28 protein-coding genes and 3 tRNA genes are annotated in these 25,755 nt (G+C 53.4%); 12 read left to right on the forward strand and 19 right to left on the reverse strand.

Annotated elements, in window-relative coordinates; translation table 11 throughout:
• Nucleotides 1–5: 5 nt before the first annotated feature.
• The 6 genes from otsA to KTH07_RS11395 all read right to left on the reverse strand — a co-directional run bounded on the left by otsA (nt 6) and on the right by KTH07_RS11395 (nt 6,807).
• On the reverse strand, nt 6–1,430 hold the full coding sequence (otsA, locus tag KTH07_RS11370) for an alpha,alpha-trehalose-phosphate synthase (RefSeq protein ID WP_015570257.1): 1,425 nt from the start codon (nt 1,428–1,430) through the stop codon (nt 6–8).
• The gene (gene otsB / locus KTH07_RS11375) at nt 1,405–2,208 is read right to left on the reverse strand and encodes a trehalose-phosphatase (protein WP_023303910.1); all 804 of its coding nucleotides are present in this window, start codon (nt 2,206–2,208) and stop codon (nt 1,405–1,407) included. The genes otsA and otsB overlap by 26 nt, the downstream gene beginning before the upstream one ends.
• 153 nt (nt 2,209–2,361) lie before the next feature.
• Nucleotides 2,362–3,342 carry an arabinose ABC transporter permease AraH gene (araH, locus tag KTH07_RS11380; protein WP_003859689.1) on the reverse strand — a complete coding sequence of 327 codons (981 nt, stop codon included), beginning with the start codon at nt 3,340–3,342 and terminating at the stop codon, nt 2,362–2,364.
• 14 nt (nt 3,343–3,356) lie between these two features.
• A complete protein-coding gene (gene araG / locus KTH07_RS11385; RefSeq protein ID WP_032619514.1) occupies nt 3,357–4,871 on the reverse strand; it encodes an L-arabinose ABC transporter ATP-binding protein AraG in 1,515 nt (504 codons plus the stop codon).
• 71 nt (nt 4,872–4,942) lie between these two features.
• The gene (araF, locus tag KTH07_RS11390; RefSeq protein WP_017384422.1) at nt 4,943–5,932 is read right to left on the reverse strand and encodes an arabinose ABC transporter substrate-binding protein AraF; all 990 of its coding nucleotides are present in this window, start codon (nt 5,930–5,932) and stop codon (nt 4,943–4,945) included.
• Nucleotides 5,933–6,249: 317 nt separating this feature from the next.
• Complete coding sequence (locus KTH07_RS11395) at nt 6,250–6,807, reverse strand: DJ-1/PfpI family protein (protein ID WP_017384423.1); 558 nt, start codon at nt 6,805–6,807, stop codon at nt 6,250–6,252.
• A gap of 503 nt (nt 6,808–7,310) precedes the next feature.
• Here KTH07_RS11395 and KTH07_RS11400 point away from each other — a divergent pair.
• Together KTH07_RS11400 and KTH07_RS11405 are read left to right on the forward strand one after the other, a co-directional pair.
• Complete coding sequence (locus tag KTH07_RS11400; RefSeq protein ID WP_032619513.1) at nt 7,311–7,814, forward strand: non-heme ferritin-like protein; 504 nt, start codon at nt 7,311–7,313, stop codon at nt 7,812–7,814.
• 141 nt (nt 7,815–7,955) lie between these two features.
• Nucleotides 7,956–9,299, forward strand: coding sequence for an anaerobic C4-dicarboxylate transporter (locus KTH07_RS11405; RefSeq protein ID WP_017693227.1), 1,344 nt, complete (start codon nt 7,956–7,958; stop codon nt 9,297–9,299).
• Nucleotides 9,300–9,379: 80 nt separating this feature from the next.
• On the opposite strand, the gene KTH07_RS11410 is transcribed toward KTH07_RS11405, so the two are convergent.
• On the reverse strand, nt 9,380–9,631 hold the full coding sequence (locus KTH07_RS11410) for a DUF2766 family protein (protein WP_003859683.1): 252 nt from the start codon (nt 9,629–9,631) through the stop codon (nt 9,380–9,382).
• A gap of 106 nt (nt 9,632–9,737) precedes the next feature.
• Nucleotides 9,738–9,821 (reverse strand): stress response protein AzuC, encoded by an 84-nt coding sequence (azuC, locus tag KTH07_RS11415; protein WP_003859682.1) that lies wholly within the window; start codon nt 9,819–9,821, stop codon nt 9,738–9,740.
• Nucleotides 9,822–10,035: 214 nt separating this feature from the next.
• Here azuC and KTH07_RS11420 point away from each other — a divergent pair, with 214 nt between their 5' ends.
• Nucleotides 10,036–11,454 carry an MFS transporter gene (locus tag KTH07_RS11420; protein WP_017384426.1) on the forward strand — a complete coding sequence of 473 codons (1,419 nt, stop codon included), beginning with the start codon at nt 10,036–10,038 and terminating at the stop codon, nt 11,452–11,454.
• A 42-nt stretch (nt 11,455–11,496) separates the two neighbouring features.
• On the opposite strand, the gene KTH07_RS11425 is transcribed toward KTH07_RS11420, so the two are convergent.
• Nucleotides 11,497–12,135: an RpiB/LacA/LacB family sugar-phosphate isomerase gene (locus tag KTH07_RS11425; protein WP_003859680.1), complete on the reverse strand. Its 639-nt coding sequence runs from the start codon at nt 12,133–12,135 to the stop codon at nt 11,497–11,499.
• Between the two features lie 245 nt (nt 12,136–12,380).
• Between KTH07_RS11425 and yecR the strand changes: the two genes are divergently transcribed.
• On the forward strand, nt 12,381–12,719 hold the full coding sequence (yecR, locus tag KTH07_RS11430) for a YecR family lipoprotein (RefSeq protein ID WP_015570249.1): 339 nt from the start codon (nt 12,381–12,383) through the stop codon (nt 12,717–12,719).
• Nucleotides 12,720–12,919: 200 nt separating this feature from the next.
• Nucleotides 12,920–13,417: a non-heme ferritin gene (ftnA, locus tag KTH07_RS11435; protein ID WP_003859676.1), complete on the forward strand. Its 498-nt coding sequence runs from the start codon at nt 12,920–12,922 to the stop codon at nt 13,415–13,417.
• A gap of 36 nt (nt 13,418–13,453) precedes the next feature.
• On the opposite strand, the gene KTH07_RS11440 is transcribed toward ftnA, so the two are convergent.
• On the reverse strand, nt 13,454–13,690 hold the full coding sequence (locus KTH07_RS11440) for a YecH family metal-binding protein (RefSeq protein WP_003859673.1): 237 nt from the start codon (nt 13,688–13,690) through the stop codon (nt 13,454–13,456).
• A 191-nt stretch (nt 13,691–13,881) separates the two neighbouring features.
• Here KTH07_RS11440 and tyrP point away from each other — a divergent pair, with 191 nt between their 5' ends.
• Nucleotides 13,882–15,093 (forward strand): tyrosine transporter TyrP, encoded by a 1,212-nt coding sequence (tyrP, locus tag KTH07_RS11445; RefSeq protein WP_032620305.1) that lies wholly within the window; start codon nt 13,882–13,884, stop codon nt 15,091–15,093.
• 316 nt (nt 15,094–15,409) lie between these two features.
• On the opposite strand, the gene KTH07_RS11450 is transcribed toward tyrP, so the two are convergent.
• Nucleotides 15,410–16,078, reverse strand: a complete 669-nt coding sequence (locus tag KTH07_RS11450) for a YecA family protein (RefSeq protein WP_003859671.1) — start codon at nt 16,076–16,078, stop codon at nt 15,410–15,412.
• Between the two features lie 411 nt (nt 16,079–16,489).
• On the opposite strand from KTH07_RS11450, the gene KTH07_RS11455 reads away from it, so the two are divergent.
• From KTH07_RS11455 to KTH07_RS11480, 6 genes are all read left to right on the forward strand, one after another.
• On the forward strand, nt 16,490–17,611 hold the full coding sequence (locus tag KTH07_RS11455) for a branched-chain amino acid ABC transporter substrate-binding protein (protein ID WP_003859669.1): 1,122 nt from the start codon (nt 16,490–16,492) through the stop codon (nt 17,609–17,611).
• Between the two features lie 68 nt (nt 17,612–17,679).
• A complete protein-coding gene (locus KTH07_RS11460; RefSeq protein ID WP_003859667.1) occupies nt 17,680–18,594 on the forward strand; it encodes a branched-chain amino acid ABC transporter permease in 915 nt (304 codons plus the stop codon).
• Nucleotides 18,595–18,605: 11 nt separating this feature from the next.
• Nucleotides 18,606–19,880 (forward strand): high-affinity branched-chain amino acid ABC transporter permease LivM, encoded by a 1,275-nt coding sequence (livM, locus tag KTH07_RS11465; RefSeq protein WP_023303913.1) that lies wholly within the window; start codon nt 18,606–18,608, stop codon nt 19,878–19,880.
• The gene (locus tag KTH07_RS11470) at nt 19,877–20,752 is read left to right on the forward strand and encodes an ABC transporter ATP-binding protein (RefSeq protein WP_015570244.1); all 876 of its coding nucleotides are present in this window, start codon (nt 19,877–19,879) and stop codon (nt 20,750–20,752) included. The genes livM and KTH07_RS11470 overlap by 4 nt, the downstream gene beginning before the upstream one ends.
• Complete coding sequence (locus tag KTH07_RS11475) at nt 20,749–21,465, forward strand: ABC transporter ATP-binding protein (RefSeq protein ID WP_032619512.1); 717 nt, start codon at nt 20,749–20,751, stop codon at nt 21,463–21,465. The genes KTH07_RS11470 and KTH07_RS11475 overlap by 4 nt, the downstream gene beginning before the upstream one ends.
• 165 nt (nt 21,466–21,630) lie before the next feature.
• Nucleotides 21,631–22,101 (forward strand): hypothetical protein, encoded by a 471-nt coding sequence (locus KTH07_RS11480; RefSeq protein WP_017384432.1) that lies wholly within the window; start codon nt 21,631–21,633, stop codon nt 22,099–22,101.
• A gap of 5 nt (nt 22,102–22,106) precedes the next feature.
• Here KTH07_RS11480 and KTH07_RS11485 read toward each other — a convergent pair whose 3' ends face one another.
• From KTH07_RS11485 to pgsA, 8 genes are all read right to left on the reverse strand, one after another.
• Nucleotides 22,107–23,033 carry a LysR substrate-binding domain-containing protein gene (locus tag KTH07_RS11485; RefSeq protein WP_017384433.1) on the reverse strand — a complete coding sequence of 309 codons (927 nt, stop codon included), beginning with the start codon at nt 23,031–23,033 and terminating at the stop codon, nt 22,107–22,109.
• 29 nt (nt 23,034–23,062) lie between these two features.
• Nucleotides 23,063–23,386, reverse strand: coding sequence for a hypothetical protein (locus KTH07_RS11490; protein ID WP_017384434.1), 324 nt, complete (start codon nt 23,384–23,386; stop codon nt 23,063–23,065).
• A 2-nt stretch (nt 23,387–23,388) separates the two neighbouring features.
• On the reverse strand, nt 23,389–23,736 hold the full coding sequence (locus KTH07_RS23485; protein WP_230199855.1) for a DUF4225 domain-containing protein: 348 nt from the start codon (nt 23,734–23,736) through the stop codon (nt 23,389–23,391).
• Between the two features lie 66 nt (nt 23,737–23,802).
• Nucleotides 23,803–24,144, reverse strand: a complete 342-nt coding sequence (locus KTH07_RS23490; RefSeq protein WP_223862348.1) for a DUF4225 domain-containing protein — start codon at nt 24,142–24,144, stop codon at nt 23,803–23,805.
• Between the two features lie 547 nt (nt 24,145–24,691).
• Nucleotides 24,692–24,778: transfer RNA gene (locus KTH07_RS11500), tRNA-Leu, on the reverse strand.
• A gap of 11 nt (nt 24,779–24,789) precedes the next feature.
• Nucleotides 24,790–24,863, reverse strand: a tRNA-Cys gene (locus KTH07_RS11505).
• Nucleotides 24,864–24,914: 51 nt separating this feature from the next.
• Nucleotides 24,915–24,990 (reverse strand) — tRNA-Gly (locus KTH07_RS11510).
• Nucleotides 24,991–25,153: 163 nt separating this feature from the next.
• The gene (pgsA, locus tag KTH07_RS11515) at nt 25,154–25,702 is read right to left on the reverse strand and encodes a CDP-diacylglycerol--glycerol-3-phosphate 3-phosphatidyltransferase (protein ID WP_003859652.1); all 549 of its coding nucleotides are present in this window, start codon (nt 25,700–25,702) and stop codon (nt 25,154–25,156) included.
• Nucleotides 25,703–25,755 lie beyond the last annotated feature (53 nt).

Below are 25,755 nucleotides of genomic sequence, written 5' to 3' on the forward strand. Positions count from 1 at the left end.
GAAAATCAGGCGAGTTTAGGGAAGGTCGCGATCTTTTTTTGCAGATCACCTTCCTGAGTTTGCGGCTGGATCGCGCGCAAATCGTCAATAAAACGCGCCTGCCAGCGGTTGATATCATTCTTGACGATGGTCTCCATCATTTCTGAATGACGTGAAATACGTTCCGCAAGCGGCATGGTTAACGCGCGGTTCAGGGCATTTGCCACGTCATCGCGATCGTAAGGGTTCACAATCAGCGCCGAGGTTAACTCGTTTGCCGCACCGGCAAATTGGGACAGCACCAGCACGCCCGGGTCAGCAGGATCTTGTGCTGCTACATACTCTTTTGCCACCAGATTCATCCCGTCGCGCAGCGGGGTGACCAGCCCGACGTCCGCATAGCGGAACACTTTCATCAGGATTTTGCGCTCAAAGTGCTGATTCAGATAGAAAAGTGGAGTCCAGCCGAGCTGACCATAGCGCCCGTTGATGCGCCCTGCTTCGGTCTCCAGCTGGTGACGAATATCCTGGTAAGCCTGAACCTCACCGCGCGAGGTCGGCGCTATCTGGGTATAGCGGATCTTGCCGTGATGCTGCGGGAATTTATCCAGCAGGGTTTCATAAGCGAGGAATCGCTCCGGCAACCCTTTGGAATAATCCAGTCGTTCAACCGAAAAGATATTCTTAACGTGCTTGAGTTCGTCCTTGAGCTGGGCAAGCTTCGGCGGCAGCGGACCAGAGGCCTGCTCGGCGATTTCGTCAGGCTCAATACCAATCGGGTAGACTTCGGTATGGAAATTTCGTCCCCACGCGGTGTGAGATTTGCCGCCGTGAGTGACCAGCCGGGTTTTACCCGACACGCTGTCGAGGAACGCCAGCCTGTCATTTTCCGTCTGGAAACCGAGCAGGTCGTAATCAGACAATGCTTCAAGAATTTCATCATGCTGCGGTAGCGCCGTAAAGATCTCCGGGGTCGGGAACGGAATATGCAGGAAGAAGCCGATCCGGTTCTTCACACCCCGTTTACGCAGCTCCCTGGCGAAGGGCAGCAGATGGTAATCGTGGATCCATAAAATATCGTCTTCTTCGATTAGCGGCAGCAGTTTATCTGCCAGCAGCGCGTTAACGCGCATGTAGCCTTCATAGGATTCACGCTGGAATTTCACCAGATCCAGACGATAGTGAAACGCTGGCCACAGCACGGCGTTTGAGAACTCGGAATAATATTCATCGTAGTCCTTCTCGCTAAGGGCGAAGGAGGCCCACGTGATATTGCCCCGTGACACCTTTTTTAGCGGTTTCTCATCATTACTGATTTCCCCGCTCCAGCCAAACCAGAGACCACCCGCGGCTTTGAGGGCACCTAATACCCCGACCGCCAGGCCACCGGCACTGGCTTTTTTATCATCCGGCGGTGCGATGCGATTAGAGACGACGACTAAGCGACCCATAATGATTTCTCCCGTTGTTTTGCGCTATTTGTTGTTGTTGCTGGTTAGCGACGTCAGATATCCACTGCCAGACGCTGGCGACATTTTCCAGCCGCCATCCGGCAATGGTTTCACCAGATCCAACCTTGACAGACATGCCCTGGGCCTGGTTTACCACCCTGAACCCGGCCTCGTCGGTCAGGTCATCCCCAAAAAAGACTGGCGTACGCCCTTTGAACGGCGCTTCCGCCATAAACGCTGCAATGGCAGCGCCTTTATTAATTCCTGCCGGTTTAATCTCGACCACACATTTACCCGGCTGTAACGCCAGCTCCGGATGGGCTTCCGCCACGCTTCTTGCCACCGCAAAGATCGCCGCCTCATGATGGGGCGCCTGACGGTAGTGCAGCGCAAAGGCCATGCCTTTGGCTTCCAGTTCCGTACCGGGAAGCATTTCCAGAGCCGAAGAGAGTTGCGTATGCAGCGCCTGAATCAGCGTGTCGGGGAGTGAAACTATATGCAGTTGATCATGGATATCGCGGCGCTCCGCTCCGTGCACACCGGCCAGCGGAAAGTGATAAGGACTGGCGAGCACGTCCAGCTCGGCCATTGAGCGCCCTGAAATCAATGCCAGTGCCCCCTCGTTCTGTCGGGAGAGCTGCTGCAAATTCTCTAACACCGTGTCCGGTACAACGACGTCATCCGGATGCGGTTCAATCCCGGCGAGCGTCCCGTCGAGGTCAAAAAAGAAAGCAAATTTTCCGGGCAGTACAGGCGGTGCGGTTAACAAGTCAGCCACCCTAATCCTCCTTACAGTGAACAAAACAGCCATGTAAGTATAGACAGTGTGACGGTGCTCGCCATTTGGCAACCGGCCCGTCAGCAAAACTGGCGGGCCGGTCAGGGGGTCAACTATGGTTAATAGTTGAGCATATTGATGGCTAAAAATAAATCAGACGGTACGCTTCGCTTTTTGCTTGTAACGGTCGAAGATCACCGCTGCCAGCAGGATCAGGCCGCGTACGACGTACTGAGAGAACGGAGAAATATTAAGCAGGTTCATGGCGTTCTCCACGGTCCCCAGAATCAGGATCCCCGCCACCACATATGAGATTTTTCCGATGCCGCCCTTGAGGGAAACGCCCCCTAAAACGCAGGCTGAGATGACGATCAGCTCATAACCAATGGAGGTCATTGGCTGGCCGCTGGTCATACGCGACGCCAGAATAATCCCCGCCGCCGCCGATACCAGCCCGGAAAGCACGAAGATAATGATCTTGGTCCGTACGACCGGGACACCCGCCAGACGCGCCGCCTCTTCATTGCCGCCAATCGCCAGCGTGTTACGGCCAAACGTGGTGCGGTTAAGCAGGAAACCGAACAGGATCAAACAGCCTACCGTCAGCCAGATTGGCGCAGGCAGACCCAGCCAGTTGGCATAGCCCAGCGTGAAGAAGCGCTCGTCTTCAATCCCCACGGCTTTCCCGTCGGAGATGATATAGGCCAGACCGCGCACGATTTGCATGGTCGCCAGCGTCGTAATCAGGGCGTTAATCTTCAGGCGCGCAATGACAAACCCGTTCACCAGGCCGCTCAGCACGCCGAGCAGCAGCCCGGCCAGCACGCCGATCCACAGGCTTTCGGTCATGTTGATCACCACGGCAGTGGTGACGCCTGCACAGGCAATCACCGAGGCAACCGACAGGTCAAAATCGCCGGAGGCCAGGCAGAATAGCATTCCGCAGGCCACCATGCCGGACATGGAGATAGCCAGCCCCAGCCCCTTCATATTGATGAACGTGGCGAAATTCGGCACAAAAATCGCGCAGGCGACGAACAGGGCAGCAAAGACCACCAGCATGCCGTACTGGTCCCAGATGCGGCCAAAACTGAAAGCCGACTTCGGCGCTCCGGATGTAGTAACAGAGGACATCATTGACTCCTTACTCAGGCGACAGCCTGGCTAACTTTAGGCATGGCGAGACTCAACGCCTGTTGTTCATTCGCCTGTTCATGCAGCAATTCACCGGCAATTTCACCTTCACGCATCACAACAATGCGGTCGGCGACGCCCAGCACCTCAGGCAGATCGCTGGAGGCGAACAGGACCGCCACACCGCGTTTTGCCAGTTCATAGATGACGTTATAGATTTCGTGTTTCGCCCCCACGTCGATACCGCGCGTTGGCTCATCCAGCAAAATGACCTTCATATCTTCCGACAGCCAGCGCCCCAGAATGGCTTTTTGCTGATTGCCGCCGGACAGGTTCATGATCAGCTGTTCAGCCCCGGGGGTTTTGATGTTCAGCGAACGGATATGGTGATCCGCGTTGCTCGCCTCCCAGCCGTCGTTAATCAGACATCCCGCACGGATGAACTTGCGCCGGGCAGAGATGTTGATGTTGTCGCGCACCGAGTGCACCGGAATAATGCCCTCGGCCTTTCGATCCTCCGGGCAGAGCATAATCCCCGCGTTAATCGCCTGCGCAGGCTTCTGAATATCGACCTTTTTCCCGTCGACGAAAACCTGGCCCTGGGTTATTCGGGTGCCGCCAAACAGCCCTTTCATCAGCTCGCTGCGCCCTGCCCCCACAAGGCCAAACAGCCCGACGATTTCGCCGCTGCGCACCAAGAGTGAAATGGGCGTGCGCACGCCCGGGGCTTTGACGTTATCCAGACGCAGACGCTCAGGGCCATACTCGCGCGGTTTCCAGTGGTAAATATCCCCCAGATCGCGTCCGACCATCGCCTGCACCAGTTGGTCATGGTTAACCTGCTGCATATCGGTGAAGGTGCGCACGTAGCGGCCATCTTTAAACACGGTGATGGCATCGCTTAAGGCAAAAATCTCTTCCATTCGGTGAGAAACGTACAGAATGATGCGGCCCTCTTTGCGCAGCTCGCGGATCACGCGAAAGAGATTTTCTATTTCACGCGCCGAGAGCGAGCTGGTTGGCTCGTCAAAAGCGATAATTTTGGCGTTACGTGCCAGCGCTTTGGCAATTTCCACCATCTGCCACTGGCCGATGGAGAGATACTTAAGGGGCGTTTGCGGATCGACATCCAGCCCAAGGTGCTTGAGCTGCAAGCCCGCTTCATAGTTGAGCAGCGAGCGGTTGACCACGCCGCTTTTATGCGGAAGCTGGCCCAGATAGATGTTCTCCGCCACGGTCATTTCAGGAATGAGATGCAGCTCCTGATAGATGATGGCGACGCCCGCATTTAACGCTGCCGTGGTGTCGGCAAAGGCCACCTCGTCGCCGCGAATAGCCAGCGTGCCGGTGGTGGGCGTGTAGTTGCCGCTGAGAATTTTTAGCAGCGTGGATTTTCCCGCGCCATTCTCCCCCATCAGGGCGTGAACCTGGCCGGCATAGCAGTCGAAGCTGATATCGGTCAGCGCGTTTACACCGGGGAACGTTTTACCGATGCCGCGGAAAGAGAGATACGGATCAGACTGTTGCATAACGACTCCGTGATTCCTGTAGTGTGTACGTCTGGCCCCTCACGGTGAGTGAGGGGCGCAATCACAGCGTATTACTTACCGCCCAGTCCTTTTTTCGCCAGCTCCTCTTTGAAGTTATCGCGGGTGATCAGCACCACATCGGTCACTTCGGTGAATTTCGGCGGCTCAACCCCTTTAGTCACCCAGTTGTAGAGCATTTCGCTGGATTTATAACCGTGGACATCCGGGCTTGGCAGCAGAGAGCCATAGAAGCCGGTCGCCTGCGCTTTAGACAGTTCGCTAACGGCGTCAACGCCGTTGATGCCGATCCCGATCACGTCCGGTGCTTTAAAGCCCTGGCCTTCCGTTGCACGCACGCCGCCCAGTACGGTGTTGTCGTTCATCCCCACCACCAGCCAGTGCTTCACTTCCGGATGCTGGACGAGCATGGAGTTCGCCGCATCAAAGGCGCCCGGAATATCGTTGGATTTGGTCGGAACTTTGTAGATCTGTTTTTCCGGGAAGCCAGCCGCTTTCAGGGCGTCCATGGACCCGGTGGTACGACGACGGGCGGTGTCCAGCTCGTCAGCGGTAATGGCCATCACGGCGGTCTCTTTGACATCCCAGCCGCGTTTTTGCATCTCTTTGTAGAGCTCCTGGCCCTGACGCTCACCGATTTTAGTGGCCGCCATCATTACCAGCGGAACGGTATCCATCGGTTTACCTTTGGCGTTCACGAACTGATCGTCCACCGCAATCACTTTCATGTCGTAACCGCGCGCTTTCGCGGCAATCGCTGACCCCAGTTTTGGATCCGGCGTACAGATAACGAAACCTTTCGCGCCGCTGGCCGCCAGGCTATCAATGGCGTTCAGCGTTTTCTCACCGTCAGGTACGGCGATTTTAATTACCTCAAATCCCAAATCTTTTCCGGCTTTATCAGCAAATTTCCATTCGGTCTGGAACCACGGCTCTTCCGGCTGTTTAACCAGAAAACCGAGCTTTAAATTTTCAGCGATAGCGGATTGTGACATAACGGCAGCCAGGCCGATGGCCGCCAGCGCTTTAGTAAATTTGTGCATGGTAAACTCCAGCTTTAGCATTCTTATCTGTAGGGAATAATGGCGAACAACTTATTTAATCGGACTTAAAACAAGGCATTAGCGCTTACCTCGTCATAAGCGTTATTGCTGGAGATAGTTTTAGCGGGAAATTAATCATCCATAAGAGAGCGACATCACACCGCAGAATTACAGTAATTGCGTACATAAATTCAGCGAAAAATGACATAAAAAAGGACGTAATTGTCCTACAAATGGAAAGGAGTTAAGCAGGATTATCCATAAGGTCAGCTAAGAAATCCCTGTAACCCGGACGCCTTAGCGCCCGGCAGAAAAAATTACCAGCGGTAATAGATGTGTTCAGCATGATCGCGCACGGGGGCGTCGTCACCCAACAGACGAGCAGAGAGCGCCAGCGCAAAGTCAAAAGCGTGCCCCAGCCCCTTGCCGCTGATGAGGTTATTATCTACCACGACCGGCGCATCCACATATACTCCATCATCAACGCTCTGCCAGAGGTCGCCGGAACAGACGTAGCGGCGCCCCTTCAGTAGCCCGTTACCGCCCAGCACCCGCGCGGCCGCAGAGCAGATCGGGCAGATGAGTTTGCCCTGCTCGTCATGGGCGGAAACAAAGCGGATCACCTCTTGGTTAGCCGCAAGATTGACGCTCCCCTGCGGCCCACCGGGCAACACGACCGCGTCATACAGCGTATTAATGCGCTCCGTTAACGTACTGTCAGCCACCATGGGGATATTGTGGTAACTCACTACCGCACGGGACGCCGCACAGGCCAGCGTCTCCACCTCAATCTGTAAACGCCGCAGAATATCAATCGTGATAATCGCTTCTGCTTCTTCAAAACCGGGTGCCAGCAGCACCGCAACGTTAGCCATCATAAACCTCAACGAATTAAACGATGTAAAACAGTGTTTCATTTTCACTCTTTATCAGATCACAATCTTGCGACGCGATCACAGAACCGTATATTAAGTGAAAATTGATTTAGCTCAAATTTGATACGACAGGATATATTTGCAGATATTATTTCTGATTTAACACTTTTACAGAATTTCCCGCCAAAGAACGTTTCCTGAAACGATAAAAATGAGCGATATTAATTTCACACCCATTAAAATCAACAGGTTATATCAAATTCAATCTCTTACCCCTCTTTCTGTTCTGGGCTATATTTAAATTTGTAATGTATGGTAAACACAGCCCAATTAAGAGTTTTCTTAAGTCAAAGAGAAGCGTATGCTTATTTTAATCGAACACAGGAAGTGAATTTTCGAGTTTTTTACCTTGCAGAAATCTATTTCTGCCATTCAATCGTCAATACCTGCCGGGTCAGGTTAAGTAGCGGACATCAAGTCCCACAGTCAATAAGGATATGAGAATGACTACCCAAACGATGATGCAAAAACTGAATGCCCAGATGAACCTGGAGTTTTATGCTTCAAATCTGCATCTGCATTTGAGCGCGTGGTGTTCCAGAAAAAGCCTCAACGGCACTGCCACCTTCTTTCGTACTCAGGCGCAAAGTAACGTCACGCACATGATGCGCGTCTTTAACTTTTTGAAAGCTGTCGGCGCAAACCCTACCGTCAAAGAGCTTGAAACGATTGAAGATAATTACACTTCTCTGGAAGAACTGTTTCAGAAAACGCTCGAAGAGTATGAGCAACGCTGTGCGAAGCTGAGCAAACTGGCTGATGAAGCCAAAGCGCAACGGGACATCATTACCCTCAAGTTTTTACGTGATATGGACAGAGAGCAGCAGCAGGATGGCATGCTGCTGAAGACGCTCGCAGATGAAATCCGCAACGCGAAACGCGCGGGGATTTGTCTGGAGCAGACGGACCGCCATCTTCTCGACATTGCTACCGTGCAACACTACTAAGTCCCTTCACCCACTCCCGTCAGGGAGTGGGTACCAACTTCCTGCTTTTGCTGACATTTAACAAATCAGATCTTGCTCCCAATGAATAGCCATACATCGTGTAATGATTTGTTTAATTACATTCATTAACGAGGGAGCATCATGATCACCATTGAGTTTATTGTCATTATCCTCTGCCTGCTGATAGGCACCCGCTTCGGCGGGATGGGCCTGGGGCTGATAAGCGGCATCGGCCTGTTTGTTTTGAGTTTTGTCTTTGGTCTGCAACCCGGTAAACCGCCGGTTGACGTGATGCTCACGATCCTCGCCGTCATCGGCTGTGCGGCCACGCTACAGACCGCCGGTGGCCTGAATGTAATGATGCAGTTTGCAGAGCGCCTGCTGCGTAAACATCCCCAGCACATCACCCTTCTCGCACCGTTTACCACCTGGATGTTGACCTTCCTGTGCGGGACCGGGCACGTCGTCTACACCATGTTTCCCATTATCGCGGATATCGCCCTGAAAAAAGGCATACGCCCGGAACGGCCGATGGCGGTGGCCTCGGTGGCATCTCAGATGGCGATCACCGCCTCCCCCGTTTCCGTGGCCGTCGTTTCGCTGGTCTCGATTCTTGGTGCGCAGCACGGTATCGGCCACGCGTGGGGGATCCTTGAAATTCTTGCGGTCTCCGTACCGGCCTCACTGTCTGGCGTCGCCATTGCGGCACTGTGGAGCTTGCGTCGCGGGAAAAACCTCGCAGACGATCCCGAATTTCAGGAAAAGCTGAAAGATCCGAAACAGCGGGAGTTTATCTATGGAGGAACGGAGACGTTGATGGATCAACGTTTCCCGAAACAGGCCTACTGGTCCACGTGGATCTTCTTCGCCGGGATTGCCGTAGTGGTCCTGCTGGGTGCGCTGCCCGAGCTGCGTCCGGCGTTTGAGATCAAAGGGAAAATGACAGCCCTGTCGATGAACCTTGTCATTCAAATGATGATGCTGATCGCCGGGGCCATCATGCTGATGACCTGCAAGGTGAATGCGTCGGCCATTTCAAACGGGGCGGTATTTAAGGCGGGGATGGTCGCGATTTTCTCGGTGTTTGGCGTGGCGTGGATGAGCGATACCTTTTTTCAGGCGCATCTCGACGAGCTGAAAATGGCGCTGGAGGGGGTGGTGAAAAGTCATCCCTGGACGTATGCCATCGTGCTGTTCCTGGTATCAAAACTGGTCAACAGCCAGGCTGCGGCCTTGACCGCGGTCGCCCCGATGGGGTTGATGCTGGGCATCGATCCGAAAATGCTGGTGGCCTTCTTCCCGGCATCCTACGGCTACTTTGTGCTGCCCACCTATCCGAGCGATCTGGCCTGTATCGGGTTCGATCGCTCCGGCACCACCCGCATCGGTAAATTCATCATCAACCACAGCTTTATTCTGCCGGGGCTGATTGGCGTCAGCTGTGCCTGCGTGGTGAGCTATCTGCTGGTGCAGACGTTCTTCTGATCCTTCTGCGGGCGACAGGCTCTGTCGCCCTTCGACGTAAAAGCAGAAAAGAGTTTCTAATTTTAAAACATCGGTTTATTTTAGTGTGACTCACCCTGCGGTGTGAAGCGGAGTTCAATCAGCGCAATCGCTTTCTGGATCGCGCGGAGCGTAACCGGGTCCGCCGCAGCAGGATGGTTGGTGAAATCGATGTTTTTCAGCTGGGTCGACATCTTTTCGCGTACCTCAACCGGCGCGATAACGTCAATCACATCAAGGATTTGTTTGATAACCAGCTGGCAGGCGACGACGTCAGATACCAGTTCCTGATCGGCGCTCAGGTTTTGTGACATGGGGTTCTCCTTATTCAAAGGGCGCCATAGTAGCAAAATAGACGCCCTTCCATCTCCCTCTCGTCGTCCGCAGACATAAAAAAACCTGCCGAAGCAGGTTTTTTTATCAGAACATCGCACCCGGTGGGACGTCTTTAAACGTTGTGCAGTAGTTTGCCCACATGCTTTTCAGGATTTTGCGCAGTTTCATTATGTTGCTCCAGTAACGTGTTATGCAGGTGTTATTGTCAATACGCTTATAATATGACCACCATCACAAAAATCAACCATTTTGTGACCTGCATCACGGTTATTAAACCCTCAGTGCTGCTGGTTTGTTAAAAAAAGCCATGATAAATCCGCACGTTACAGGCTTATAAATTCCAGTAAATGTTTATAAAATTTTTTGAGCGGGCAGGAAGAGAATGAGTGAAAACGTATCCGGCAAAGAGAGCCGTGGATTATCGCCTGCGGCGCTGCTGGTGGCCGGTGCTTTCTTTATGGAGTTTCTGGATGGGACGGTGATCGCCACCGCGTTGCCGGATATGGCAAAAAGCTTCGGCGACCAGGCGGTGGATCTGAATATCGGCATCAGCGCCTATCTGATCACCCTGGCCGTACTGATCCCCGCCAGCGGCTGGATCGCCGACCGCTTCGGCGCGCGAAAAGTGTTTGCCCTCGCGCTGGCGATCTTCACGCTGGCCTCGGTATTTTGCGGCCTGTCCACCACGCTCGATCAGTTCGTTGCGATGCGCGTCCTCCAGGGCATGGGTGGCGCGCTGATGGTGCCCGTAGGTCGCCTGGCCGTGCTACGCACCACGCCAAAACATCAGCTCATCACGGCAATCGCCACCCTGACGTGGCCTGCGCTGGTCGCGCCGATCATCGGCCCGCCGCTGGGTGGGTTCATTACCAGCTATGCCGACTGGCGCTGGATCTTCTTTATTAACGTGCCGCTGGGGATAATCGCCATTTTGCTGGCGCTGCGCATCATTCCAGACCTGCATGAAGATACGCGCCGACCGTTTGATTTACCGGGTTTTGTTGTCACCACCCTTGCCATGGTGAGCCTGGTTTATGCGATGGAGTTGATGGGCGCAGAGCCTCTGCGAACAGGATTAACCGCCACGCTGTTTATCGTCGGTGTCGTCGCCTTAAGCCTGGCGCTGCGTCACTTTAAGCGGGCAACCTGGCCGATGATCAGGCTCGATGCGATGCAGGTGCCGACGTTTCGCGTCACCCTGTACGGCGGATCGCTGTTTCGCGCCTCCATCAGCGCGGTTCCGTTCCTGTTACCGCTGATGTTCCAGGTCGGCTTTGGCATGGACGCGTTCCATTCTGGCCTGCTGGTGCTGGCGGTTTTCGTTGGCAATCTCACCATTAAACCGGCGACGACGCCGCTTATCCGCAGCCTGGGGTTTAAGCGGCTGTTGCTGATTAACGGTGCGTTGAATGTCCTGGCGTTGCTGGCCTGCGCGTTTCTTACGCCGCAGACGCCCGCGTGGCTCATCATGCTGATCCTTTATCTGGGCGGCGTTTTCCGTTCGATTCAGTTTACAGCCATCAGTACGCTGGCTTTTGCGGATGTGCCATCGGCGCAGATGAGCTATGCCAATACCCTGTTTTCAACCGCAACGCAGCTTGCCGTGGGGCTTGGGATCACGCTCGGGGCGATTGGTATTCGTATCGGGGAAAAAGTCAGTGAGGCGATGGGGATTGCCGGTATGCCGGGAATGAGCTTCCGGCTGGCATTTGTGGCAATCGCGCTGATCTGCCTGGTGGGAATGGTTGACACGCTGCGTCTGACCAAAGATGCGGGCAGCGCGGTCTCATCGAAAAAGTAACGCTATCTGCCGGGCAGGCAACGCACCGCCCGGCAAAGTAAATCAGCCAACAATACCGCGCACGAAGGCTTCAATCTCTTTGTCCTGGCAGTTCTCGAAGAAGCACTGCTGGAAGCGCTGGCCTGATACGGCGGTTTTAACCAGCTCAGGATCGATTGCTCGCAGGGTATCCAGATAGTTTTCTTTCACCACCGCCGCTTTCACCTGGTTCAGGATCCCGGCGTTACGCACCTGCGGCTCTTTACGCTCTGGTGGATAGCCTTCGCCATTGCGTCCGGTAAACGCTTTCTCAAAGATAAAGCGTACGTTCAGTTCTGCCCCCCAGCCGAAGCCCTTCGCAAACGGCAGAGAAAGCGCGTTACCGTTGTTGATTTGCGCAAACAGGAAAGCATCCGCAGGATCGATGCAGTAACCGCAAATCACACCCGGATGGATGTTCAGGGACATCAGCGCGCCCTGCCCGGTACCGCAGCCGGTAACAACAAAATCAACGGCTTTAGCGTTAAGCAGAATGCTCGCCATGATGCCCAGGTGAATATAGGTGAGATGATGATCGTTCTCATCACTCATACCGACGTTATAGACCGGAAAACCTTTCTCATCAGCAACGGCTTTCAGCTCATTAAGGATGATGGGATTCTTAGCGGCCTGGCTGTTTTCCATCATCAGTGCAATTTTCATCTTGTCTCTCCTGAATGCATGGCGGGCGATCCCGCTGTGGATACCTTTTCAACTTAACCTTACTATCAAACAAACGCACTTTCAAATTAAGTGAAAACTTGTTTTAAAAAACAAAGATGCGCTCACAATTTCGCGCGTTGGCGCGGCTCGTTGCACGGTGAAAGGGCAGATCCACTGGCTATTCCGGCCATTGCGTGCCATCGCGTTGGTTAAAATGGCGTATTTCCCGTCACGCAGAGTGAACCATGAAACGTGTAATCATAGCCGGAACGATCCTGTTGCTCGCCGGGTGCAGTATCAACCGTCAGGCAGAAGTCAGCAGTACGGATGCCCCAAACGGAATTGTGCGCCTCGACTATGGCCAGGCCATGCTGCAAAACGCCTGGTCTGATGAGTATGTTAATAACGGTACGGCAACCAAAGCCTGTCAACATATGGGCTACGCCACTGCGTCAGCCTACGGGCAGCCAATTAAAACCTGCACCCTGATCAGCGGTTCACTCTGTCTGAACGAAAGTGTGACCATTCAGTATAAATGTCAGGGATATGCTGTTACCTCTTCCAGCCAGAATCCGTGGTATTAACCGCTACTGCCAGTCACGCTGGCAGTTTATTTAACAAGAACTAAAACAATTCTCATTAATAAATATAAATGACGGCAATGCGTTTTATTCCCATTCGTATTTTTAATAAATAAATATTTATTTTACTTTTTGCAAATAATTAAATAACAAATTATAGTGTCGCTCATCGTGAACCAGAATTAATAAACCGGAGCTGCACCATGTTAAAAACTGAAATGATCGACAAGCTCAATGCGCAAATGAATCTTGAGCTTTTTTCTTCCCTGCTTTATCAGCAGATGAGCGCCTGGTGCAGCTATCACAGCTTTGAAGGGGCGGCCGCCTTCCTGCGTCGTCATGCCCAGGAAGAGATGACGCACATGCAGCGTCTGTTTGATTACCTGACGGACACCGGCAGCCTGCCGCGCATTGATAACGTGGCATCGCCTTTTGCCGAATACGGCTCTCTTGATGAACTGTTCCGCGCCACCTATGAGCATGAACAGCTGATCACCCAGAAAATTAATGAACTGGCTCATGCCGCCATGACCAGCCAAGATTATCCAACCTTTAATTTCCTTCAGTGGTATGTGGCTGAACAGCACGAAGAAGAGAAGCTGTTTAAATCCGTGCTGGATAAATTATCTCTGGCAGGTAAATCCGGGGAAGGTCTGTACTTCATTGATAAAGAGCTGTCGACGCTCGATACCCAGAATTAACAGAAAAGCGGTGCTGAGTTTTCAGCACCGCATTATTTAATGGCGGCAGATTTTACTTTCGTGAGTGGAAAATCCGTCTGCTGCTGGAATGAATTTTCCGCGCGCCGCCAGAAACGCCACCAGCTCCGCGGCCGTCATCTCCGAAGCTGAACAGGTATGGAAACGCGCCGCTTCGCCAAAGCGGGCATGTATCGCCTCAACCAGACTCTCCTCCGTATAGCGCTCACCTGACTCAATCATCATATTCAGCACGTCGTGTCCGTGAATTGACATGGTTACCTCTCGCAAATAAAAAGCAGACTAAACGTTCCCTCTACGGCACGCTTTGCGCTGGCGCAGGTTACCCTTTTCTTTTTGTAAATTAATTATTACACCCTATGTAACGGTGATTTGACGAGATGGTGCTTTTCCCTTACTCTGCGCCGCAGAATGAGTCGCGGTATGGAAGCGTTGTAGAGGAAAGCGTGAAGAACAGAACTCTGGGAAGTATTTTTATCGTCGCCGGAACGACAATTGGCGCAGGAATGTTGGCCATGCCGTTGGCTGCCGCCGGCGTCGGGTTTGGGGTTACCGTAGTGCTGCTGGGCGGTCTGTGGGCCCTGATGTGTTACACCGCGCTATTATTGCTGGAGGTTTATCAGCATGTCCCTGCCGATACTGGCTTAGGCTCCCTGGCTGCACGCTATCTTGGACGCTACGGGCAGTGGATCACCGGTTTCAGCATGATGTTCCTGATGTACGCCCTGACTGCCGCTTACATCAGCGGCGCCGGGGAGCTGATTGCGTCAAGTATCAATGACGGCTTCGGTGCGTCACTTTCACCGGAAACAGGCGCCATTGTCTTTACGCTGATCGGTGGCGGCGTGGTTTGTGCGGGCACATCGCTGGTCGATCTGTTTAACCGTTTTTTGTTCAGCGCCAAAATTCTCTTCCTGATTGTGATGCTGGTGCTGCTGGCACCGCATGTTCACAAGATTAACCTGCTCTCCCTCCCGCTGGAGAAAGGTCTGGCGCTTTCGGCCATCCCGGTTATTTTCACCTCCTTCGGTTTTCACGGCAGCGTGCCGAGCATCGTGAGCTATATGAACGGTGATATTCGCAAGCTGCGCCGCGTCTTTGTTATCGGCAGCGCCATTCCGTTGATTGCTTACCTGTTCTGGCAGCTGGTGACGCTGGGCAGTATTGATTCCAATACCTTTATCGGCCTGATGGCAGAGCATTCTGGTCTGAATGGATTCCTGGTTGCCCTGCGTAACGTGGTGGCCTCTTCACACGTGGAGCTGGCGGTACATCTGTTTGCAGACCTGGCGCTGGCAACCTCCTTCCTCGGCGTAGCGCTTGGCCTGTTTGACTATATGGCGGATCTGTTCCAGCGTCGCAATACCGTTGCCGGACGCTTACAGACGGGGGCGATGACCTTCCTGCCGCCGCTGGCCTTCGCGCTCTTTTACCCGCGCGGGTTTGTGATGGCGCTGGGGTATGCTGGCGTGGCGTTATCGGTACTGGCCCTGCTGCTGCCTTCCCTGCTGGCGTGGAAGAGCCGCCAGCAACATCCGCAGCAGGGGTATCGCGTAGCGGGCGGTACGCCAATGCTTTGCGCGGTGTTTGGTTGTGGGGTGGTGATTATTCTGGTGCAGATTTTGATTGCAGCGGGGATGCTGCCGGAAGTGGGATAACTTATTTATACAGGTCCTGAGGTACTGTTCCGTTCACCTTAAGATCAACAGAATATAATTTTTTCACAGCATGTGAACGGGATAAGGGGGCCGCCGCGGCCCCCTTATCAATCCCCGCGGCCCCGCGGAAAATCGGTGCTTCGCACTGCGCTCACCTCCCGACCATCTGCCTGCGGTCGGCTCAACTCGACATCCTGTCTCGATTCGCCTCTGGCCGCCATCCATGGCGTCCAGCCCTTGTCATCTGGTCTCCGGTTCGCCGATTTTAGCGGGGACTCAACACCCGTGCCCCATTCAGGCCACAGTAATTAATGATTTAATGCAGGCAGCAGCTTTTAAACTTCTTCCCACTCCCGCACGGGCACGGATCGTTACGCCCCACCTTCGACCCGTTCACGATCGGCTTTTTCGCTTCCGGCTGCTGCGGGTTAGCCACCCAGTAGTTATACAAACGCAGCGCCGCAGGCTGAATGCTCTCGATGCTGGCCATGTACTCCTCTTCGGTCAGCGCATCCAGCTTCTCGCTGTTCTCTTCCGTCCCGTGCAGGGCAATCACCGCCAGGTCCGCTTCCAGCGCTTCCGGCAGGGATGACCAGTCCGTCAGCGCCACGCCGCGCATGTAGCCATAGCACCACTCTTCCACCACGGTATAGCTCTGACCGTCAACGTCGTTATAGCCAAACAGCGGTTCAAACTGATCCGGGTATTCGCTCAAACGCTCGGCAATATCGTTCATGTGCTTAAAGCAGAGATCGATAAAACGGTTCATCTCACGATCGTTTTTCCAGCGCGGAATATATTTCTCACCACCCCAGACCGCCACCAGCCAGGTGTCGGGCTCCACCACAACGGGACCGGAAAGTACTGCGGTAAGCATGCCGTCCAGTTCGGACACGTCAATCACGGATGCATCGTCGTGACCGTAAGAGATTAATGTCTCTTCCAGCCACGCCATCTCGCTTTCATTTAATGGGCCTTCAGCCATTGCTGATACTCCTGATAAAAAAAACGATCCTGACATATATCGCCACGCGTGCCTATCTGAAGTTTAGGTCTTTATTGCTGCAAAAACGTGCAAATCGTGACCGTTGCACAACTTATGGGCTTTGTTGTTAAGGAGATGTGATCTCCGCTGTAAATTCATCTCATCCCGCAAAGGCGCATAAAACGGCGCTCTATACTCAACGTGTTGTGACCCGGTCAAGGGATTAACCATTCTGGCAACCTTTTTGCTTAATATTCTGCGCGCTTCGCGGTGCGTGGGATCCTCGCCGTATTAAGCATGAGATTGCTTCTAAAGTGCATTTTGTTCTCGCTCTTGTTTTTGGATTTACGATGCCATCAGGCGTTCGGGTTTATACCTGGTGCAAAAACCTCTTTGCTAAGGAACATAATAATGTCGCTGAAATTTACCAAAACTCCCCTCTCCCTGGTGCTGGCCGGTTGTCTGGTGACGGCCTTTTCCGCGCAGGCCGATATCGTCATCGGCGTGGCCGGGCCGTTCACAGGCCCGAACGCAACCTACGGCGATCAATACTGGCATGGCGCTACGCAGGCGGCGGAAGACATTAACGCCGCCGGCGGGATCAACGGTGAGAAAATCAAACTGGTTCAGGGCGACGACGCCTGCGAGCCCAAACAGGCCGTCGCCGTTGCCAACCGCTTAGTCGATCAGGATAAGGTGAAAGCGGTCGTCGGCCACTTCTGCTCCTCGTCGACCATGCCCGCCTCCGAGGTCTACAGCGATGCCGGGATCCTCTCCATCACCCCCGGCTCAACGAACCCGCTTATTACCGAACGTGGCATGAGCGATATATTTCGCATGTGCGGACGTGACGACCAGCAGGGCCAGGTCGCCAGCGATTTCATTCTTGATAAGCTGAAAGCCAAACGGGTGGTCATCATCCACGATAAAGACACCTACGGTCAGGGGCTGGCGGACGCCACTAAGGCGGCGCTGGCGAAACGCGGCGTGAAGGAGGTGATGTACGAAGGGTTATCCCGCGGGGAGAAAGACTTTAACGCGCTGGTGACCAAAATTGGCGCACAAAAACCGGACGTGGTGTTCTTCGGGGGCTGTCACCCGGAAGCGGGTCCGCTGGTTCGCCAGATGCGTGAACAGGGCGTGCAGGCGAAGTTCTTCTCGGGAGACTGTATCGTCAATGAAGAGATGGTCACCGCCGCCGGTGGGGCGCAATACACCAACGGTATTTACATGACCTTCGGTAAAGATCCGCGCCTGATCCCGGACGGAAAAGCCGTCATCGAGAAATTCCGCACCGGTAAATTTGAACCTGAAGGATACACCCTCTACGCCTACGCGTCTGTGCAGGCTATCGCGGCGGCATTCAAGGCCACGAAAGGGACGGATTCCGCAAAAGCCAGCGAGTGGCTGAAGGCCAACCCTGTCGACACGGTGATGGGTAAAAAAGCCTGGGACAGCAAAGGTGACCTCAAAGTCTCTGACTACGTGGTCTATCAGTGGGATGACAAAGGCAAATATAAAGAAGTGCCATAACGGGACGGAATCTGCTCAGCGCCGGCAGGTCTGACTGTCGGCGTAACCCTTTATTCAGGTGCGCGACCATGAGTACATTCTTCCTGCAACAATTAATTAATGGCTTAACGCTGGGTTCGGTCTACGGTCTTATCGCCATCGGCTACACCATGGTGTACGGCATCATCGGTATGATCAATTTCGCCCACGGCGAAGTGTATATGATCTCCGCCTATCTCTCGGCCATTGGCCTGGCCCTGCTGGCGTTTTTTGGACTCCACTCCTTTCCGCTGCTGATCCTGGGGACGCTGGTTTTCACCATCGTGGTCACCGGCGTTTATGGCTGGACGATTGAGCGCATCGCCTATAAGCCGCTACGCAACTCGACGCGTCTGGCACCGCTGATTTCGGCCATCGGGATGTCGTTGATACTGCAAAACTACGTCCAGCTCAGCCAGGGCCCGCGCCAGCAGGGCGTGCCCACCATGCTTGATGGCGTGCTGCGTTTTCACCTCGGCGAAGGGTTTGTCCAGATAACCTATACCAAAGTCTTTATTCTCATCGCCTCGTTCGCGGGCATGCTGGTGCTGACCTGGATTATCAACCGTACCCGCTTAGGACGCATGTGCCGTGCGGTACAGCAGGATCGTAAGATGGCCTCCATCCTGGGTATCAACACCGACAGAATTATTTCGCTGGTGTTTGTTATCGGCGCAGCCATGGCCGGGCTGGCGGGCGTGCTAATCACCATGAATTACGGCACCTTTGATTTTTACGTCGGGTTTGTTATCGGCATCAAGGCCTTTACGGCGGCGGTGCTGGGCGGCATCGGCTCTCTGCCCGGTGCGATGCTTGGCGGGCTGATTCTGGGCGTCGCAGAAGCGCAATTCTCCGGGATGGTGAACTCGGATTATAAAGACGTGTTCTCGTTTGGATTGCTGGTCTTAATTCTGATCTTTCGTCCTCAGGGGCTGCTGGGCCGCCCCGTCGTGGCTAAAGTGTAAGGAACAACGCGATGACCTCTGACGGTTTTTCCCTGAAGCGCTGCATTCTGGACTCGATTTTTTCCGGAATGATCGCCCTGATTATTTTCGGCCCGATTGCGGGCGTGATACTGGATGGTTACAGCTTTACCTTTGACGGCCAGCGGCTGGCGTGGATTGTAGGCACGGTGATGGTGGGACGCTTTTTACTGAGCGCCTTTTCAGCTACGGCGGCCGGAAGACGTTTACAGGCACGGTTTGAATCCGACAATGCGGGGGTGTATGTCCGGCCGCCGGCGTATAAAAGCCGCATGCGCTGGATCATTCCGCTGATTGTCACGCTGGCGATCTGCTTCCCGTTTGTGGCCACTAAATACGTTCTGACGGTTGCCATTCTCGGACTGATCTACGTCCTGCTCGGTCTTGGGCTGAACATTGTTGTTGGCCTGGCAGGGCTGCTGGATCTGGGTTATGTCGCCTTCTATGCCATCGGCGCTTACGGGCTGGCGCTCGGGTATCAGTATCTGGGGCTTGGGTTCTGGAGCATGCTGCCGCTGGCGGCGCTAATGGCCGCGGGCGCGGGCGCCCTGCTCGGCTTTCCGGTGCTGCGCATGCACGGGGATTATCTCGCCATCGTCACGCTCGGGTTTGGCGAGATCATCCGCCTGGTGCTGAACAACTGGCTCACCTTCACCGGCGGGCCTAACGGCGTTTCAGCCCCTGCCCCGACCTTTTTTGGTCTGGAGTTTGGCCGACGCGCCAAAGAAGGCGGCGTCCCCTTCCACGAGTTCTTCGGCCTGACCTATAACCCCAACTTGAAGTTTATCTTCATCTATGCGGTGCTGTTCCTGGTAGTCATGCTGGTGCTGTACATTAAACACCGGCTGACCCGAATGCCCATTGGACGGGCGTGGGAAGCGCTCCGTGAGGATGAGATTGCCTGCCGTTCCATGGGGCTGAATCACGTTCTGGTCAAACTCTCGGCCTTCACCCTGGGCGCATCGACGGCAGGTATCGCCGGGGTGTTTTTTGCCACCTACCAGGGGTTTGTTAACCCGACCTCTTTCACCTTTTTTGAATCGGCCCTGATCCTCGCCATTGTGGTCCTGGGCGGGATGGGCTCCACCGTCGGCGTCGTACTGGCCGCCTTTGTGCTGACCGTCACGCCGGAACTGCTGCGCAGCTTTGCGGAATATCGCGTGCTGCTGTTTGGCATGCTGATGGTGGTGATGATGATCTGGCGTCCTCGCGGTCTGATCCGCATCAACCGCAGCGGATTTGCCGTGCGTAAAGGAGTGGTGCCATGAACGCAACGATTTTACGTGTAGAACATCTGATGATGCACTTCGGCGGGATCAAGGCCTTAAACGACGTCAATCTTGAGGTGCAGCGCGGCTCCATTACCGCACTCATTGGGCCTAACGGCGCGGGAAAAACGACCGTCTTTAACTGCCTGACCGGTTTCTACCGGGCCTCCGGCGGCAACATTCTGTTCAATGCACGAAATAAAACCACCAATGTCATTCAGGTGCTCGGCCAGAAATTCCAGCCGGGCGACTGGCTCAACCCGGCGCAGCTTGGTCAACGCCTGTTCTATAAGATGTTTGGCGGCACGCATCTGGTGAACCGCGCGGGTCTTGCGCGCACGTTTCAGAACATCCGCCTGTTCCGCGAGATGTCCGTTGTGGAAAACCTGCTGGTGGCACAGCACATGCGCGTCAACCGCAATCTGCTGGCGGGGGTGCTGAACACCCCTGCGTATCGTCGCTCAGAGAACGATGCGCTGGACCGGGCGTTTTACTGGCTGGAGGTGGTGGATCTGGTGGATTGCGCGAACCGTCTGGCCGGGGAAATGTCCTATGGCCAGCAACGACGCCTCGAAATCGCCCGCGCCATGTGTACCGGCCCGGAGATGATTTGTCTCGATGAACCTGCTGCCGGCCTGAACCCGGTGGAAACGCACAAGCTGAGTGAGATCATCCGGTTCCTGCGCGACCACCATGACATCACGGTTTTGCTGATCGAGCATGATATGGGGATGGTGATGGGCATTTCAGATGACATCATTGTGCTCGATCATGGCGATGTGATTGCCAGAGGTAAACCAGCTGAGATCCAGCACAATGAAAAAGTGATTGCCGCGTATCTGGGCACCGACGAAAGCGAGGTAAATCTGTGAGCGAACCGATGCTTCAGTTTCAGGATGTGGATGTTTTCTACGGGGTGATCCAGGCGTTGAAGCAGGTTTCGCTTGAGGTTAACAAACGGGAAACTGTGGCCCTGATTGGCGCTAACGGCGCGGGGAAGTCAACATTACTGATGTCTGTCTTTGGTCAGCCCCGGATCCGCAACGGGCAGATCCTCTTCTGCGGCGAGGATATCAGCCACAAATCCACCCACTATGTTGCCACCGGTGGCATCGCGCAGGCACCTGAGGGACGACGCATTTTCCCGGATATGTCTGTAGAAGAGAACCTGCTGATGGGGACAATCCCCGTCGGCAATCAGCATGCAGCGGAAGATATGCAAAGCATGTTCGACCTCTTCCCCCGCCTCAAGGAGCGACGTAACCAGCGGGCGATGACGCTCTCCGGCGGTGAACAGCAGATGCTGGCTATCGCCCGCGCGCTGATGAGCCGTCCTAAACTTCTGCTGCTGGATGAACCCAGCCTCGGCCTCGCGCCAATCGTGGTTAAACAGATTTTCCAGACGCTGCGCGAACTGGCCCGTAACGGAATGACGATTTTTCTGGTCGAGCAGAATGCGCACCACGCGCTGAAGTTGTCCGACCGCGGCTATGTGATGGTTAACGGGCAGATTCGGTTAAGCGGCAGCGGCGAGGCGTTGCTGAAGGATCCGGAGGTGAGAAAGGCGTATCTGGGTGGCGTGTGAAACGAAAAGGCTATAGTGAGAAAAACTCACAGTGATTGCGATTATTAATCGTTTTTCAAAAACGTACGCCTTCCAATATTATCCTCTCGACCTACCCGGACGGTGGGCCAATTAAAACATTCAGGCGCAAACTGAATAGTCATAATGTGAGGAACCGGGGCAAACATGACACTTGATGCTTTATTTCAGTTAATGAAAATTATATCGCCATCTGAAACACCATCAGGTGGCGATTTAGCGAATTTTATGACCATGCTTATCTCCACCAAAAATCATTCTGACGCCCTGTTACCGTTTTCGCAGCGCGCGTATATGCTTTCAGTTGCCTATCGCGATCCCCAAAAAGCAGCTGCGTTGCTTTCATCCTGTCAGCCCGAAGCAGGCAACCCTCTCCCGCTGCTCAACTTCTCTGGCTGGCCGGACGTGCGTTACGCCACTTCTGGTGAATTACAGACGCCGGAGTCTGAGGACTATTTTAACAAGATTTCGTCTGCCGCCACGCTATTACGCGCGGCAATTATTGACGCTGAACAGCAGAAAAACACGCCAGCATTTTATATTCTGGATAAGGTGCTCAACCTGAACAGCGCTTTGCCAGAACGTTATAAAAAGATGGCAAATATATCTTATTCATAACGGTATTAATAAATCCGACTGTCATCGTATGCTAGATAATCGATATCCAGCGCCGGAACGACCGGGGTATGGTTTTGCAGCCAGGCCAGAAGATGCTGAATGCTCTCTCTTTTGAGTGAATTTTTTGGCCAGACGAGGTAGTAGCCATCCCCCGTCGCGATAGCTTCCCTGAAAGGCAGGCCCAGCAGGCCACTTTTCAGGGCATCAAGCGTGAGATGCAGGTCGGCGATAGCGATGCCGTGCCCGTTCATCGCGGCAATACTTCCCTGTTCAAGGGTATCGAACACCATACCGCTGCTCATATCGAGCCCCGGGAACAATCCTGTTCTTCGCAGCCAGCGCCGCCAGTCACGTCTGTCCGGTGAAGGATGGATCAGATCGCATTGCGGAAGCCGCTGCCGGGCCGGTTCGATAAGCGATGGAGTACAAACCGGGATAAGCCATTCATGAAATAGCAGTTGGCTTTCCGTTGTGTCACCAAAACGCCCATTGCCGAGAAGAATGGCGCAATCGTAGGGCTCAAGATTGAAATCAACGGTGTCAATGTCCATCCAGACGCTGGCAATCTCAACCTGTGGTTTTGCATGGTTGTTGCGAAAAGATCGCAGCACGTCGAGAAGCCATCTCATGGTCAGGGTGCTGGGCGCTTTTAACCGCAGCAGGTGGTTTTCACTGCGAAATACCCGGCAGGCCCATTCAATGCTCGTGAAGCTTTCGTTCAGCTGCCCGGCAAGCACTCGCCCGGCTTCAGTGACCTCCACGCGAGGACCTTGCCTTTTGAAAAGCTCGCAGTCGAACCACAGTTCAAGGGTACGAACATGTCTGCTGACCGCGCCCGGCGTAATATTGAGCGTTTCAGCGGCTTTACTGAAGGAGTTCAACCGCGCAGCAACTTCAAACGCACGCAGTGCATACAATGGCGGTAAAGACATAGCGTCCCTTAAATGAAAATTTCATTATGCTAAAACTTGTTCCGGGGCAACGCCAGCAAGTAAATTATGGAGAAACACAATGATCCCCAATATACCGAGTCATATCGATAGGGGTCAAAATCGATATGCAAAAAGCTGCGGACAAACTCGTAGCCATTAGCAAAGATGTTTATCTGAACGGCTGCAACAGCGATTACAAACACCATATATGCGATAAATAGCGGGTATTTACGCAGCCTGTTAACTTTTAGTTTACCGAGATAAAGCAGGAAAAAAATTGCCACAGATACAACAAAATACACGATAGCAGGCCAAACAGGTGGATGAAGCGAAAATTCTAATTCTTGTGACATAATCAATTCTCTTTAGCTATCTGGTACATCTGCCAACCCGTAATACTTCCACTGGTCAAATCCAGCGCCATTGCGGTTTTAGACGCTTCTTGCCAACCTCTGATATAATCGGATTGGATATTGTGGAATAAACTCCAGGACTTTTCTCTGGGGCCCAAAACTTTTCTGCCCGCACCATATGCTGATAAAGAGAGATCAACGACGCCATAGACTAAGTCTGCCTGGTTATTACCATAACCTAACTTCGTAGCAGCAAATCTATATGCATCTCTCAGGGTTCCTGATTGTTCTTCACGGAAAAGGAGATAATAGCCATTTTCGTACATATTATTTAAACCATGAGCGATCATAGGGGCGCCGTACGCAGCACATGCCAGACCCAGCGAACCAACACATAAACTAGCGCCCCCATAAACTTATGCGCCACCGGCGACGAAGCCAATCTGTTTGAGCGCGATGGTTGTCGTTGTCGTCCGATTTTTTTCGACAACTATGTATATCTTCGCTCGGTTAAAAGTAAGCAGCTCATCCTGTTCATGGAGGTGCCGTATCTGTTCATCAAGGATATGTGTCCCCCCAGAATAGGTAAGACAATGGGATTCAATCTCTCTTTTCAAATTCCCCACAAGCTGTTGGATTTCAAAAAACAGATTTGAAGTGCCATAAAGTATATGCTTTGCGGCGATTTGCTCTGTGAGCAGCTCAATTTCACGGATTTTATGCTCAAAATGACTTTTATCACGATTATGATTATACATTCCACCTCCATGTTACAAATGATGATCATCAATACTACATGCGTTTAGACGACATTCAATAGTCGTTTACATATATGCGTTTGCAGCAGCTAAGAGGTGAAATTTCTTATACAAAGTGCACACGGCCACATAGTGCATTATCGCCACATGCTTTTATACCCGGCGCTTACAGTCAGATGATTGGGCAGTAAGTGACAATGCTGTACGGCGGCACTGCCTCAGTTCGTCCACCTGTTGTACCAGTTTCCGTTCGCTTTGCCCGAGGCATTCCCGTTTTCATACCCTCTGCGTACCTCCCTACACAGCTTTCTGAGAAGCTTTTATGCGCTGGTCGGTTCACTACCGTTCCGCTTATTTTTCACTTAAAAACCAGTTCACATCCTGGACGTTTGAGAGCTTGTCGCCGGAGAGCCATGTTAAAGTTGTCCCTGTGCCGGGCTGGAAAATAAGATTTGTTGTCAGGAAGGGGGGATTGCAGGCACAAAAAAACCACCTTTCGGTGGTTTCACGACACTGCTTATTGCTTTGATTATTCTGCTTTTTCCCATGGTAGCCGGAGTGGGACTTGAACCCACACAGCGCGAACGCCGAGGGATTTTAAATCCCTTGTGTCTACCGATTCCACCATCCGGCCAGGGAAGAAAGTGGAGGCGCGTTCCGGAGTCGAACCGGACTAGACGGATTTGCAATCCGCTACATAACCGCTTTGCTAACGCGCCTTAAATCTGTTGTCTTTCGACCTGCACCCGCAAGCTGCCGATGCATTAATCTGGAGCGGGAAACGAGACTCGAACTCGCGACCCCGACCTTGGCAAGGTCGTGCTCTACCAACTGAGCTATTCCCGCATGTCATCAAGTAACTATTTAACTACTTCCTAACCACTTGATTTCATTGTCGTCCGGCTAACTGTGCCGCCGTTCGATGCGTTGCATTCTACTGATATGACGTTTTGAGTCAACGTTATTTTTTGCATCTCAGGATCGTTTGCTGAAAATTAAGCCGAAACGATCACTGTTCAAGCAAATCACCGCGCGCAGCGTTCAAATATTGCAGCATTGACCACAGCGTCAGCACCGCCGCAACCCACAGCAGACCAATGCCGGCCCACTCTACCCAGGCATTCGGACGCCACAGCATCCATACCAGCGCCGCCATCTGTGCGGTGGTTTTAACTTTACCGATCCAGGACACCGCCACGCTGCTGCGTTTACCCAGCTCCGCCATCCACTCGCGCAGGGCAGAGATAATAATCTCACGGCCAATCATGGTCGCGGCAGGCAGCGTTACCCACCAGGTATGATAATGTTCCGCCACCAGCACCATCGCGATTGCCACCATCACCTTATCCGCAACCGGATCGAGGAACGCGCCAAAGCGGGTACTCTGGTTCCAGCGACGCGCCAGATAACCGTCAAACCAGTCCGTCACGGCAGCGATCAGGAAAATAAGCGCACAGGCAAAAGGCGCCCAGACGACCGGCAGGTAAAATGCCAGGACGAAGAACGGAATGAGCACAACGCGAAAGAGAGTGAGCAACGTAGGGATATTAAATCGCATGATGACGGTAACTGTCTGTTGTCAGTAAAATTTAGCTCTATGTTGCTACAGAG

Source organism: Enterobacter cloacae complex sp. ECL72 (genome assembly GCF_019056635.1).
Classification (GTDB): Bacteria; Pseudomonadota; Gammaproteobacteria; order Enterobacterales; family Enterobacteriaceae; genus Enterobacter; species Enterobacter hormaechei_C.